The organism is Candidatus Pristimantibacillus lignocellulolyticus (assembly GCA_023639215.1).
In the GTDB taxonomy this organism is placed as follows: Bacteria; Bacillota; Bacilli; order Paenibacillales; family Paenibacillaceae; genus Pristimantibacillus; species Pristimantibacillus lignocellulolyticus.
The window spans coordinates 1,211,773-1,225,008 of the sequence record CP097899.1 but is presented as its reverse complement, the minus strand read 5'-3'; the positions used below and the strand labels follow the sequence as shown (position 1 = coordinate 1,225,008).

At 36.9% G+C, this 13,236-nt stretch carries 9 protein-coding genes; 4 read left to right on the top strand and 5 right to left on the bottom strand.

What is annotated here, in order from left to right:
• The first annotated feature begins 61 nt into the window (after window positions 1-61).
• Window positions 62-2,185: a methyl-accepting chemotaxis protein gene (locus tag NAG76_05010; GenBank protein ID URN95605.1), complete on the top strand. Its 2,124-nt coding sequence runs from the start codon at window positions 62-64 to the stop codon at window positions 2,183-2,185.
• Here NAG76_05010 and NAG76_05005 read toward each other — a convergent pair whose 3' ends face one another.
• The 5 genes from NAG76_05005 to NAG76_04985 form a co-directional block, all read right to left on the bottom strand.
• Complete coding sequence (locus tag NAG76_05005) at window positions 2,186-2,740, bottom strand: GNAT family N-acetyltransferase (GenBank protein ID URN95604.1); 555 nt, start codon at window positions 2,738-2,740, stop codon at window positions 2,186-2,188.
• A gap of 154 nt (window positions 2,741-2,894) precedes the next feature.
• The gene (locus tag NAG76_05000; GenBank protein ID URN95603.1) at window positions 2,895-4,943 is read right to left on the bottom strand and encodes a beta-galactosidase; all 2,049 of its coding nucleotides are present in this window, start codon (window positions 4,941-4,943) and stop codon (window positions 2,895-2,897) included.
• A gap of 216 nt (window positions 4,944-5,159) precedes the next feature.
• A complete protein-coding gene (locus NAG76_04995) occupies window positions 5,160-5,966 on the bottom strand; it encodes a carbohydrate ABC transporter permease (protein URN95602.1) in 807 nt (268 codons plus the stop codon).
• The gene (locus NAG76_04990; GenBank protein URN95601.1) at window positions 5,963-6,838 is read right to left on the bottom strand and encodes a sugar ABC transporter permease; all 876 of its coding nucleotides are present in this window, start codon (window positions 6,836-6,838) and stop codon (window positions 5,963-5,965) included. Before NAG76_04990 ends, NAG76_04995 begins: the two co-directional genes overlap by 4 nt.
• Window positions 6,839-6,861: 23 nt before the next feature.
• Window positions 6,862-8,154: an extracellular solute-binding protein gene (locus tag NAG76_04985; protein ID URN95600.1), complete on the bottom strand. Its 1,293-nt coding sequence runs from the start codon at window positions 8,152-8,154 to the stop codon at window positions 6,862-6,864.
• Between the two features lie 260 nt (window positions 8,155-8,414).
• Here NAG76_04985 and NAG76_04980 point away from each other — a divergent pair, with 260 nt between their 5' ends.
• The 3 genes from NAG76_04980 (at window position 8,415) to NAG76_04970 (ending at window position 13,106) form a co-directional block, all read left to right on the top strand.
• Window positions 8,415-9,959: a response regulator gene (locus NAG76_04980; GenBank protein ID URN95599.1), complete on the top strand. Its 1,545-nt coding sequence runs from the start codon at window positions 8,415-8,417 to the stop codon at window positions 9,957-9,959.
• A gap of 10 nt (window positions 9,960-9,969) precedes the next feature.
• The gene (locus NAG76_04975; GenBank protein ID URN95598.1) at window positions 9,970-11,724 is read left to right on the top strand and encodes a sensor histidine kinase; all 1,755 of its coding nucleotides are present in this window, start codon (window positions 9,970-9,972) and stop codon (window positions 11,722-11,724) included.
• Between the two features lie 344 nt (window positions 11,725-12,068).
• Window positions 12,069-13,106 (top strand): agmatine deiminase family protein, encoded by a 1,038-nt coding sequence (locus tag NAG76_04970; protein ID URN95597.1) that lies wholly within the window; start codon window positions 12,069-12,071, stop codon window positions 13,104-13,106.
• The last annotated feature ends 130 nt before the right edge of the window (window positions 13,107-13,236 follow it).

Sequence of the window (13,236 nt, the reverse complement as noted above, 5' to 3'; positions counted from 1 at the left end):
ATAGCGCTGTACATTCTGAAAGGGTATAACGATTATTCTCTATGTTAAGGGAGAGACAACAATGCTAATTACATTATTGAAACCATTTACTTCACTTATATCTAGAATGAAGTATGGTCAGAAGTTTGTTTTTATTAGTATTTTATTCCTCGCCCCAATCATTTACTTATTTACAACATGGGCAGTTGATCAGCAGGAGGAAATTGAATACTTGAATGGAGAACAAGTAGGTGTCAATCAGATTGAAGAAGTGTGGCCACTTGCAATACAAATTCAGCAGCATCGAGGATTGGTTAGTGATTACTTAAATGGTGATACTGAGCTCCTTACAAATATTAAGGTAAAGCAGGCGGAAATAGAAGATTTAACGGGCCGTATTGATCAACGATTTAATAAAGAAAAATATCCGCAATCTTACAAGCAATATCAATCTATACTAAGCCAGTGGCATAAGTTAGAGAGTACTTTTGACCAATCTTCTGCGGCTGAAAGTTATAATATTCATTCGGCTTTGGTCAAGGAGGTGTTAGTTGCTATTAAGCTGTTATCTGATGAATCTTATTTGACGCTTGATACTGAGATTGACACATACTATATGATGCGTTTGCTTGTTAACGAGCTTCCTATACTAATAGAAACAACAGGTGTTATAAGAGGACAAGGGAATGCTACATTAATGACTGGCCAATTAAGTGATGAAGCATATTTGCAATTGCAGCTGAAGAAGGCAATTAGTGAGGATACCGGTAATGAGTTAGTGAACACGATCGGGCGTTTGAAAACTAACCACGCTGGAAAGTATACCAACTTACTTGATCAATTAGAAAATGTTCATACGATGTCTGAAAATTATATTACTCTTTTAGACAAAGAAATATTAGAAGCTGCTAGCTTTACAATAAGTAATGAAGATTACTATAACCAAGGTGCTGCTGTAATTGAAGAAATGAATAAAGCTTATGTGTTACTTGGGCATAACATGACAGATCAATTACAATCTAGAATCGACGCTAACGTATTAAGTCGTAATATTGCATTATCGATAATGAGCATCATTTTTATATTTATTATGTTGATATATTTAGCTTTCTATCGGAGTGTAATAGAAACGGTCAAAAATTTGAAAGATCGAGCAGAAGCAATGGCAAAAGGTGATTTCTCACAAAACATTGTGTTAAATACGAAGGATGAACTAAGAGAAGTAGGAGAAGCATTCAATCGTATGCAACATGCTATGAGCATCGTGTTAGAAAATAATCAAAATATAGCTAAAACAACATTGGGCTCTTCGACTCAACTTGCAGCGATTGCTCAGGAAAGCTCCATAGCGATGAAACAGGTGGCAGAATCAGTACAGCAAGTATCAGATGGCACAGTAAGACAGACTCGAACGACTAGTGAGACAGCGAAAGCGATGAATGAAATGGCTATTGGAGTGAATCGGATAGCTGAAGCGGCAACAGAGGTTGCCTTTGTAGCCGTTCGTGCGAGTGAAAATGCGTTGCTAGGTGATCAACAGCTAACAGAAACAGTTAAGCAAATGGACAGTATTAAGAAGTCACAGGATCTAAGCGCAGGGGTCGTTCGTCGCCTAGAAGAACACTCTGCACAAATTAGTAAAATAATTGATGCTATTATGGATATTGCATCACAAACGAAATTACTAGCATTGAATGCCAATATCGAAGCTGCACGTGCGGGTGAGTACGGACGAGGGTTTACAGTAGTAGCACAGGAAGTAGGGAAATTAGCGGAAGAAACAACGACATCTGGAAAGTCAATATCCCAGTTGCTAGGTGAAATTCGCGGCTTAGTGAATGAAAATGTTGAAGCAATGAAGTCGATGCAAATGGAGACAAATAGTGGATTAGAATCCGTCCATCGTTCGAAAAATACGATTGATCGAATATTAGAAGATATTAGAATTGTTAGTGGTCAAATCCAAGATGTTTCTGCCACATCAGAAGAAATGTCAGCTGAAATGCAAGAAGTTACCTCTTCAATTGCTGAAGTGGCACACATTTCCGAACTTAATTCTAATGAAGCAGAAACTATGGCTGCAGCAGCCGAAGAGCAGCTGGCATCTATGGAACAAATTGAGTATTCAGCGAAAGAATTGAAGCAAGTCTCCGCTCAATTACAAGATGATCTAAGCAAGTTTATTCTTCAATCCAAAGATAAGTAGTTATACTTGCTTCACCATATGCCAGAAAGGTTTATGGTGGAGCATAATTTGTTTATCTGCCACATAGCCTTTGCGCTTATAGATATCTTCAGCGGAAGCATTGTCAAAATCAACGTTTAATCCGACCTTATGAACACCGTCATTTGCAGCTTTTTGTTCACTATGCTGCATTAATCGAGAGGCGATACCACGCCCTTGATATGATGGATGAACGGCTATTGCATCGATGTAATATTCATCTGTGTCGGCTTCTAATTCAAGCGTTACTGCTTTTTGTAGACGTTGTTGTAGTAATGTCTCAATAGGTGAATATAACGCGGTCATATCTTTGCCGTAATAGCATAGAATCATTCCCGCAATCTCCCCATCGATTTCTTCAACGGTAACCAATTCGTAGCTAAATCGATTACCAGGGGTACAGTAATACTCTGTTAAAATTTTCGCAGCGGCGTTCTCATCATGTTCGCCTGTAAATGGAACCGTTAGTTCATGGATAGCAGAAATAATTAATGAAACAACTTGTGATGCATCTTCTAGTTGCGCTTGTCTAATCATGTGGTATATCTCCTTAAATTTTTTATCATCTACTTATTTTTATTTGCTCTATAATAACACTTCTTGCGATAGAAAGTCACATTGAAAGCAATTGTTTCATCATAAAGAAAAAGCTTAGAGCAACGTTAATTCGTTGCTCTAAGCTCTATTATTCTCATTTTGCGATAGAAACAATAATCATTTCATATGGAGCAAGTGTCCATTGTTCTTGAGCCACATCTGCACGAGAGCGAGTTACGAAGTTGTAACGAGCATCTAATGTAGGAATTGGCGTTGTTTGATTGGAGAAGTTATGAATGAACACATATTTTGTCGTTTCATTTTCACGGCTAGCAGCATACACAGCATCTGGCAACTGTACATCAAGCGCAGTTTCAAGTTGAAGTTTGTGTGCTAGTTCATTGTAGAAATCATCATAGAAAGCATCTTCGAAATGACTTCCGATATGATAAGCTTCACCTTTAGCGAATTGATTACGTGTTACGACAGCACTACCGGAGTAGAAGTCATCTTTATAAGTCATAATTGCCTCTGCACCTTGCAATTTAACGATGTCACAAAGCATAGTACAACTATAACTACCTTGTAGCTTACCTTCAGCAAGTGATTGGTTTACTTGACCATAGTTAAGTTCATGATCGTATAAGCCATCAATTTCTTCACTATATAGACCAAGCACATCCGTTAAATCATGTGGACCATCACCCATGAACATTAGGTCGTTTTCGTTAATAATACCAGTCCAATAAGTTGTAATTAGTGTGCCACCATTTTCAACAAAAGCACGCATCTTTTTCTCAAATCCAGCGCGTAGCATGTATAGCATTGGTGCAACAACGATTTTATATTCATTGATCTCGCATTCCATATCAACAAAGTCTACTGAAATACCTTGTTTTGTAAATGCGCGGTAGTGAGCTTGAACTTCTTCTATATAACCCATGTCCTTATTGCGAGGACCTTGGGAATCTTCAACTGCCCATTTGTTCTCCCAGTCGTATACGATGGCTACTTCTGCATTCGTATTTGTTCCAGCGATATCAGACAGTTCTGTTAGCATATGACCTAGATGAGCAACTTCTTTGAACACTCTTGCATCAGAGCGATCGTTATGGGCTACAACTGCACCATGAAGCTTTTCACTAGAACCACGACTTTTTCTCCATTGGAAATATTGAACAGAATTTGAGCCATGTGCTACTGCTTGAAGAGAAGACAATAGATGCATACCAGGCTTTTTCAGCTTAGATACACTTTGCCAGTTCGTGCTTGATGGAGTGCTTTCCATCAATAGAAACGGCTCTTTTTTGATAGAGCGCATAATATCATGCATCATAGCAGTATCTAGACCAACTGAGATGTCATCTTTTTTATGCCATAGTGGATAACTATCCCACGATACGATATCTACATCATTTTTGAACTTAAAGTAATTCAAACCATTAAAGTAGTACATGAAGTTAGCGGTTACTGGAAGTTCAGGGTTAAAAGGCTTAACAGCAGCAATTTCATGATTCATGAAGTTTTGAGTTTGATCAGAAACGAAACGTTTCCAGTCAAGGTTCATACCATGAATCGCATTTTCACCATGTGGTGCAGGTGATTCTACTTGAGACCAATCGCTGTACGTATGGCTCCAGAATGTTGTCCACCATTGCATATTAAGTTCTTCAATTGTACCGTATTTATTTTTTAGCCAATCACGGAATGCATCTTGGCAGTGATCACAGTGACATTCGCCGCCATACTCATTGGAAATATGCCAAAGTTTCACTGCTGGATGTTGTGCATAACGTTCTGCTATTTTTTGATTAATAATAGTAATTTTTTCACGATATACAGGTGAAGTATAACAATGATTATGACGTGCTCCGAACAAATTACGTTGACGGTTAGCTCCTACACGTAATACTTCAGGGTATTTTTCTGCAAGCCAATTGGGACGAGCACCCGATGGAGTAGCAAGAAATATATTAATGCCATTATTATATAAATTATTGATAACGCTATCTAACCACTCAAAATCAAAAACGCCTTCTTTAGGTTCAAGCTTTGCCCATGAAAAAATACCAACGGACATTATATTGCTGCTGGACGCTTTCATATACTCGATGTCTCTCGCCAATATTTCCGGATCATGGAGCCATTGCTCTGGATTATAATCTGCTCCGTGAAGCAATTTATCTGAGAATAACTTCTGCATACATATATCCCCTTAAACTTTTTGTAGTCTTCCTGTGATACTCCTTGAAAACAAAAAGTACGTCGGAAGCAAGATCTTCAACTTTTTATTATCCCCCTGAAATACTTCTAGTAAATAAAAAGTATATCGGAAGCAAAATTTTTAACGTGTTTTTGAGACTTAGGCTATACTCGATATTCCAATGAATATCAAGTATAGCCTAAGTATAAAGATGGACTATTTAACTGAACCAAGCATACCTTGTACAAACTGTTTTTGCAGTAGGAAGAAGATAATAATGGTTGGTATTGTAGTAATTATAATTGCCACCATAATAATACCATAGTCTGGATTATATGATGAAGCTAGTGATGATACAACTAGAGGCAATGTTTTTTTCTCTGGAGATTGCAATGCAATCAATGGCCAGAGGAAGTTATTCCAGTTTGCCATGAACGTGATGATTGCAGCAGCTGCATAAGTTGGTTTCATAGTCGGCACATAAATATGTGTGAATAATTTCAACTCGTTCAATCCATCAACCCGGCCGGCCTGAAGTAATTCACGTGGGAATGACTTCGTATTTTGCAAGAAGAAGAAGATCATGAATGCAGTAGTCATACCAGGTAGTATAACTGCAGTTGCAGAGTTAAGTAATCCCCAAGTACTGAATAACTTGAACAATGGAATCATAATTGCAGCGAAAGGCATCATCATGGATAACATTAGTAGTCCGAATAGACGATCTGTGCCTTTCGTACGATATACTTCAAATCCATATCCTGCCATAGAACAAAGAATTAATGTTAATAAAGTAGATACAATCGCAATGACGAAAGAATTCGTGAATGCAGTAGCAACATCTGCTGTATCAAACAATTTATTAACGTTATTCATAAATTCTGAACCAAAGCTGAATTTACCTTTAACGATATCGCTTGATGAATTGGTCATACCAGTAATCATCCATGCGAAGGGAAACAGAGATATGAATGAAGCGATAATAAGAAATGTATGTTTACCGATTGCGCCTAGATGTTTCATTTCTTCTCACCTCCGACTTTCAATTGTAGAACAGCTAGCACTGCAACAATAACAACAATTGCATAAGAAACAGTAGCCGCATACCCGAAGTTAGGAGTATATACAAATGATAAGTTGTAAATGTATTGCGAAATAGTCATCGTTGAGTTACCAGGTCCACCATTTGTAATATTTACAACTTCGTCGAATAGTTGAAGTGTACCATTTGTAGAGATAATCGCTGTAAATAAAATAATTGGTTTCAGCATTGGAATGGTAATGGACACGAATTGACGGAATTTAGATGCACCGTCAATGGATGCCGCTTCATAAACACTTGGATCAACGTTTTGCATAGCAGAAAGGTAGAAGATCATGTTATAACCTGTCCAACGCCAAGTAATAGCTAATATTATGACCACACGAGCCCAGACAGGATCCAACAACCATGCTACAGGCTCATTGATAATATGCAAATTTAATAACATCTGATTGAAGATACCATCTACTGCAAACATACTTTTGAATAGAATGGAGTAAGATACCAATGCGGTTACGCAAGGCAAGAAAATTGCTGTACGGTAAAAACCTTTAAGCTTCAATTTTGGTGAGTTTAATAGATGGGCAATAACTAAACCCAGTATAAGCATGATAGGTACTTGAATAACTAAATATAAAAGCGTATTGAATAAAGCTTGTAAGAACATTGGATCAGAGAATAGGCGAGTATAGTTACCTAAACCTACAAAGTGAGAAACATTACCTTTACCTGATTCGAATGAAAGGATAAAGGATTGTATCATCGGATAAAAACTGAACAATAAAATTAATGCGGATGGCAGTAATACAAACTGCCATCCGATTAGAGAGGATTTATTGAACTTGCCCCTCATATTACCACCCGCTAACTTATAGATTATTGTACTTGTTGTTCAAATAGCTTTTGAATGCTAGCTAGGCTTTTCGTAAGGTCTGCACCGTTAAGAATGTTAGGAAGCTCGTTTTTCAAAGCATCTTTAGCTTCTTGAGTGTACATACCTAAAGTAATACCAGGAACTTGTGTTGACCATTCAGTAAAGTCAGCGTAGATGGCTTGGTTACCGAAGAATTCAGATGTTTGTTGGTATGCTTCGCTTGAGAATGAAGGAATATAAGAACCAACACCACCAGCTTCAGTTAGGAAACGCTCATAGAATTCGCTGCTGCCACCGATTGTAGCGCCAAGGAATTCCTTAGCAAGATCTTTATTTGCTGATTTTTCAAGTACGAACCAGCTAGAACCGCCTTCGTTAGAAGCATTTACGCCACCTTCGATATCAAGACGCGGTGTAGGAGCTACAGCCCATAGACCTTTTTGATCAGCCGCATCCATAATAGAAGCGATTTGCCATACACCAGACACTACAGTTGCAACATCACCAGCATTGAAGCTACCAACAAATTCACTCCAACCAGTTACTGGTTTAGCAATACCAGAATCAGCGATTGCTTTGTATAGACGAAGTGTTTCAGTCATCACTGGGTTATTTACGAAGTTACCTTTGTTTTCTGGAGTGATATACCAGCTACCACCAGATTGAAGAAGAATAGATGTCCAAGCTTCATCGTTCGGGTTGATTGTAGACATGAATTTACCAGTTTTCTCTTTTACAACTTTACCGATTTCAATGTATTGATCCCAAGTGATGTTCTCAAGATCTTCTGCAGTGTAACCAGCTTCAGCAAGGAGATCAGTACGGTAGAACATACCAGTAACACCGATATCGAATGGAATACCGTAAACTTTCTCATCAATTGTCAATGCATCAACTTTATATTGAGAGAATTGAGTGAAATCAACTGAATCAGTGAAATCAGTGAATGTACCAGGGTAAGAATTTACATATTTTTGAATGTTAGGATCATTTACAAGAATAATGTCAGGAAGACCATCAGTAACACCAGCAGCTAAGTTAGTGTTTAATTTTTGTTCAAGATCAGCTTTCGCCATATCGATTACTTCTAATTCAAATCCTGGATTTTCTTTTTTGAAAATTTCTTCAGCAATTTTTAGTGCTTTTCCATTAAAGGAAGGATCCCATGCCCAAGCAACTACTTTTTGATTGCCGGAATCTGTGCTGTTGTTTGCTTCATTTTTGGAGCTACCACAAGCAGCTAGTAGACCAGTCATTAACGCAGTAAGAAGCAAAATTGTAAGTGCTTTCTTCATTTATTACAACCCCTTGTCTATGTTTTGTGTTTACATGTTAATTCTAAGAAAAATAAGCCCAGCTGTATAATAAGTATTTTGTGTTAAGATGGAACAAATTATAGAAATATGAAGATTGAGAATATGTTTATAGTATTATTTTTGTGTACTAGTAATTAATTTAGAGAATTTTTTTTTGGTGAAATAGTGAATACTTGCTATGTTAACTTGTTATATGATAAAAAGATGTAACTGAAGAAATGAAAAAGGTGATTACGACGATGACATCATATAGAGTAATGATCGTAGACGACGAAGCGATATTTAGAACGGGTTTAACTCATTTACATGACTGGAGTAAAGAAGGCATAGAAGTAGTAGCGCAAGCGGCGAATGGTATGGAGGCTTTAGAATTAATTGACAAGGTACACCCTCATGTTGTCATCACAGATATTATGATGCCTATTATGGATGGAATAGATTTAGTGAAAAATCTACGAAAACATCATCCTTCTATAAAAATAATAATATTGAGTAGTTACAGTGAATTTGAACTAGTAAGAGAAGTGTTCAAATATGGTGTGGATGATTATTTATTGAAGCCAAAAGTAACAGCAGAAGAATTAGTTACACTAATTCATAATTCTTGCGAGCCTAGTGCGATTCAGCGTACACAGGTTGTCCCTTTATTGAAAGAGCCAGCCATTATTATTGGTCAGTGGTTTGAACAGGAAGATCATCTTTCAGAAGAAGACAAGCAGCAGTTAAACAGTTATTTACCTAGTAGCCAATTTACAATGCTGGTAACAAGTACAGCTGGGCTACAGTCACTTACTAATAACAGTCAATATGAGCTTGAACAATTTATTTTAGATAAATGCTATGAACAATTTCATACGATTTCCTATGTATCAATTTTCACAAAGCATCATATAGCGATCATTATTAACCATGAACCAGAGGAAGAATTGGATTTGAAATCAATTATGATTCAATTCGTGAAAAAAGTGAATGAACGTTATTCACAACTGAAATTTCTTCATTCCAACACGGTTTTTTCAATTGATCTATTGAAAGAAAAATATACATTATTGCAAGAGTTACAGAGCAAAGTGATTTATTTCAGCTCACGCAGTATGATGCTTGAGAATGAGATTAAGCAGAATCCAATTGTAGTAGCTTTTGAACATGAACCTTTTGTAAATGCTTTGAAGTGGTTAACAATTAATCAAGCCAAAGAGCATTTTGATCAGTACTTTATGGAAGTGAAAAAGACACAAGCTTTAGATGAGTACTCGCTAAAACGATTTATTCAACATATTATTTATACCGTTATGAGTAATCTTGAACATTTGAAGTTGCCATTTACAGAGCAAAGTTCTGAAAAACTCATATGGTTCAAAAAGATCGATTTAGCAACAACAATAGATGAGCTAGAAGAAATTATGACGTTGTTTATGCAAATGGTTCAAGATCAGTTCAATGAGCATAACGAGCATAATGAAGTGAATTTGTTGAATCAAATTATTGATCACATTCATGCGAACTATGATCAAGATATCTCTTTATCTGAACTAGCAGATAAGTTTCACATGAATTATAGTTATTTATCGTGGTATTTCAAACACCGGACGAATGAAAATTTAACAGCTTATATTAATAAATTACGTATCGAAAAAGCAAAAGAATTACTGAAATATAACGATGAAACAATCTCGCAAATTAGTATGAAAATAGGATTCTCAGAACATAACTATTTTTCTAAAGTCTTTAAGAAGTTCACAGGTATGACGCCTGTTGAGTACCGAAACTCACACTCTAAGTAAAGGTGATCCTATGCCAAGACGAAACAGTATTTTTATGAAGTTTCTTGCGATTATGCTAGCGGCAACGTTAATTATATCCGTCGTCATTACGATTGCAACTTCACGTATTGCTGAACAATTATTATTGAAACAAATCACTCAAAATGCTTCTGTAAATATGGAACTCGTACGAGATGAATTGCTTAAATATAACGAGCAAATTGTCAATACGATGGTCCGTATTAATAATAGTGATGCTTTCAAGCAATATTTAACGCAACCAACAAAGTCAACGCTTGATCAGTTGAATATTATTATGAATTTGGGTAGATATATCGATACCTACAAAGAGTATTTAAGTCCTGACCAAACGCATTTTATTGTAGCAGGAGTAGGTAGTAATAAAGATCGTAATTACTCAAGTAATGCTTTGAAATGGGATCGTGTACCTTCTAATATTATTGAAGATTACATGGTAAAAGATGGGCTAGTCCAGCAGAAGATACTCTATCATGGCAGTCCAAATCTATTTGCTGATTCGGTGCCCTATGAACGATATATATTTGCTACTAAACCTTTGATGGATACTTTCCAAAGAAAAATGTATGGATACACGATTGTTATTATGAATGAACAAACGATCTATGATATATACAGTTCTTATCTATCAGATGGGGCGGATATTTCTCTAGTGACATCAACTGGTTATGTGATGTCTAGCAGTGTACGTGATAACACGAATATAGTTAGTCCTGAATTACTTGAATATGCTAAATTAGGAGCGAATTCTGAAAGGCATGGAATAATGACAGAGAATGATATGACGTATATATCTTTCTATATCCCTGAATTCGATGCTTATTTATTACAAGAAATAGATGGTGAAATTGCGTTTGCTCCATTACACAAAATTGCATATCGCATTGCTGAAGTTGTAGTTATCGTACTTCTTCTAATTATTATATCGGTTTACTTTATGACTCGTAAAATTACTAAGCCACTGTATGAACTTGTTGATACAATGCAAAATGCTAAGGTAGATTCATTGCATAGCCACCCGATACAAGAGGGAGTCAGTTATGAGATTAAAGTAGTAACGAAAACGTACAATCATCTTGTGAAGGAAATCGATCGTTATACCAATAGCTTAATTTTTGAACAAAATGAGCGTCGTAAAGCGGATCTGAGTGCTCTGCAAATGCAAATCAACCCTCATTTTTTATACAACACTCTTACTTCGATTAAATATTTGGCGAAGATGAATCGAATTGATGATGTGGATCGGACCATAACAAGTTTAAGTGCGATGTTGCAAAACACGATCGGATCGACGGAAGATACAGTTACGGTAGATCAAGAAATAGAAAACTTGAAACATTATGTCTACATCAATAAAATTCGCTATGGTGATCAAGTCGATGTATTATTTGACATTCGTCATGATTGTAATGAATTGTATATTCCTAAATTAATTATTCAACCGTTTGTAGAAAATGCATTTTTCCATGCCTTCCCTGGTATGCGTAAAGGTACCATTCATATTTTTATCAGACAACAGGAAGATCGTCTATTAATTGAAGTATTAGATGACGGTGTTGGCGCACAAGAAAATAAAGAGCGAGTGAAGAAACGTTCCGTTTCTGGTATTGGAATTGATAATGTTCATCATCGTATCGGACTACTTTATGGACCAAAATATGGGGTAGAATTAGAAAGTGCGAGCGGATATGGTACAGCTGTCAAGATTAGTTTACCAATTGTTCAAAACATTAGCATCGAACAATAAATGTTTTTAGAGGAAGTTCAAAAAGCAGACTTTGATGATGATGATTGGCTTTGTAGCATATTCGACATCGAATATGAAGCGAACTTGGGAATTTTAACATAAGCTTCCGATGTATGTTTCTTGCAGAAACATTGTAGATACGCATGTACCAATAACGTACACTCGCGTTTCATCCTTCCACAAGTAGCACTTCATCTTCTCGATTCTGAAAGCCCTCTTTTTGAACATGTACTTTTAGTATATAATGATTGATGTTATAGCGATTGTTCGTAGATTGATCTATGAAATAGAATTAGAATGCAACGTATTAATAATAGATTAACTTATATAAAGTGGAGGTCATTATGAATTCTAGAACAGAGCAATTTTCCATGCCAGCAGAGTGGACAAACCACGAACGTACTTTTATATCTTGGCCGATTCAATCTTCAATGGTATATCCTGAAATGTACGCGGAAGTTTGTGCAGCTTATGCTGAGATCATTACAGCAATGGCAGAATTCGAACCTGTAACTGTTGTTGTTAACGGTGCAGATGAAATAGCAGTAAAAGCTCAAGTAGGAACAAATCATAATTACGCAGTAGAATGCTTAGTTATTGAGCATAACGATGCTTGGTTACGTGATAATGGTCCAACGTTTGTTACGACAACAGATGGTAAGCTTGCTGGAGTTAATTGGGGCTTTAACGCATGGGGTGGGAAATATACGCCTTGGGATCTTGATGACGCTGTAGCACCGCAAATTATTAAGCATGTTGGTGCAACGCAATTCGATGCTCCCCTTGTGATGGAAGGCGGTTCTATTCATGTCGATGGTGAAGGAACATTGCTAACCACAGAGGAATGTTTGTTAAATGTGAATCGTAATCCAGATCTATCTCGCGAGCAAATATTTGAACTTTTGAAGCAATATGTCAATATAGATGAAGTTATTTGGCTGAAAAATGGATTAAGTGGCGATGAAACAGACGGTCATGTAGATAATATCGCTTGTTTCGCAGCACCTGGAAAAGTTATTATGCAAGTTTGTTATGATCCTAGTGATGATAACTATGCCATTACACAAGAAAACCTGCAAATACTGCGTGACGCTGTAGATGCTAAAGGTCGTAAATTAGAAATTATTGAAATCGAGCAACCACCGGCTGTATACTTCGAAGATTCTAGATTGACGTTAAGTTATTTGAACTTCTACTTTGTGAATGGTGGTATTATTCTACCTGTATTTGGTGGTACTGCAGAAGAAACGGATCGCAAAGCAATGGAAGTGTTATCTTCGTTGTACCCGGATCGTCGAATTCGCACTGTAAATGGGATGGGTGTTATACGTGAGGGTGGTAACGTTCACTGCACAACCCAACAACTCCCAAGTGTTCGCTAGTGATCACGATGATATGCTAAAGTAGCGGATTCGACGGCGAAGATGGCGTTCATCGCTCTTTCCGGTGCTCATGTACCAATACCGTACATTCCGCTCCTCACTTCGCTAGCTTCACGCCATCTTCTTGGTG